The organism is Streptomyces sp. NPDC054847, assembly GCF_053610925.1.
The window spans coordinates 1-1,734 of the sequence record NZ_JBSGZJ010000741.1 but is presented as its reverse complement, the minus strand read 5'-3'; the positions used below and the strand labels follow the sequence as shown (position 1 = coordinate 1,734).

Sequence of the window (1,734 nt, the reverse complement as noted above, 5' to 3'; positions counted from 1 at the left end):
CGAGGATCCGGTGCGCGAAGAGCACCACGCCCGCGAGCACCACCAGCGCGACGACCGACGCCTCCTCCGACAGCGTCCCCATGAACAGGCCGGCGAACGCGGCCGACACCACCGCGGCGGTCCTGCCCGCACGGCCGCGTGAGCACAGCAGCGGCAGCACGGAAGCGCACGCGAGCACCGGCGCCACCGTGTGCGACACGGACGCGGCGGGCCAGTAGAACGTCTTGTACGTGTTGGGCGTGGCGAAGAGGAAGACGGCGCAGACCATCGCCGCGACGAACAGCGGCACACCGCACGGCACCTCCTGCCCGGCCCTGCGCAGCACCCGCACGACCAGGGCCCACAGCAGCACCAGCATGACGAGCCCGCTGACGAGCCCGAACCACTGGTGACCCGCGACCGGGAACTCGGCGTACAGACCGACGAGCAGGCCGTTGCCCAGCCGCCCGTTGTCGGTGAACCAGAACTTGCCGATCAGTCCGGAGATGCCGTCGTCCCGCACCACCGGTAGGAAGCACCACTCGTCGGCGCTGGGCCGCACATGACGTCCGAACCACGACGCGACCGCCAGCAGTCCGAGTGGCAGAGCCGCGAGGACGAACGGCCAGAGCCCCGCCCACGCCGCCGGGCCACCACGCCGCCCCTCGGGTCGCCCCACTGCCCCCGCCGGCCCGCCCTGGTCGTCCACTTCACTCGCGACGGTGACGCCGGATGCGCCGACGGCCATATCACCACTGCCTTTCCGTAAACCACTGGTCCGGCACCGAAGAGGCGAATTCCCGGTGCACCGTTCCATCAGCATCCAGCGGCAACCGGCCGCGACGCCGGTGACGCGCAGGGGTGGATGCTCGGAGGAGCGTCCAGCGGCGGCGGTCCCGGCTCGGCCCGCTCGGTCGGGCAAGGCCGTTCAGGACGGGGGTACGGGACGCGCGGCGAGGAGGGCGATGTCGTCGGCGCTGTCGGCGCCCAGCCCGATGAGGAGTTCGTCGCAGAACACGTCGAGAGGTTCATGTGCCAGCGCGGCGGTGTGCTGGCGGAGCCGGACCATGGCGCGGTCGAGGGACTCGTCGCGGCGCTCGATCAGCCCGTCGGTGTAGAACAGAACGGTCGAGTGGGCCGGCAGCATGTGCCTCGCCATGGAGCGCGGCATGTCGGGGTCCATGCCGAGCAGCAGGCCCGCGCCTTCCTCGAGGTAGCGGGTGTCGCCGTCCGCGGTGGTCAGCAGCGGCGGAAGATGCCCGGCCGAGGAGTAGGTCAGCTCCCAGGGACCGGCCGCTGGGCCCTTGACGAGTCCGTAGATGCAGGTCGCGGTGGCCTCCCGGTACAGGCTGTGGTTCGCCATGTCCAGGCGGCGCAGGACGGTGTCCGGCGGCTCTTGGCGGTCGATGGCGATGCCGCGCAGCATGCTGCGCAACTGGCTCATGGCGATGGCGGCGTCGAGGTTGTGTCCGCTGACGTCACCGATGACGAGCGCGGTGTCCCCGTTGGGGACGACGAAGCTGTCGTACCAGTCGCCGCCGACCTGTGCGGTGGTCGAGGACGCGGCGTAGCGGGCGGCCAGCTCAAGGTGCTCGACGTCCGGCAGCACGGGCAGCAACGAGCGCTGGAGGCGTTCGGCGATGCTCCTGGTCTCCTGGTACAGGCGGGCGTTGTCGACTCCCAGGGCGAGTCCGCGGACCAGGTCGTCGACCAGCGGCAGATCCGCTTCTGTGAACGGCCGCCGCCCGCCGACCC

1 protein-coding gene and 1 pseudogene are annotated in these 1,734 nt (G+C 71.2%); both read right to left on the bottom strand.

The features are described 5' to 3' along the window. Window positions 1-727, bottom strand: a pseudogene (locus ACWGH4_RS34855) (DUF6056 family protein); the annotation flags it as partial. Window positions 728-907: 180 nt separating this feature from the next. Continuing rightward, window positions 908-1,734 (bottom strand): PP2C family protein-serine/threonine phosphatase (locus tag ACWGH4_RS34850; protein WP_453467889.1); only part of this gene is annotated, 827 nt, incomplete at its 5' end.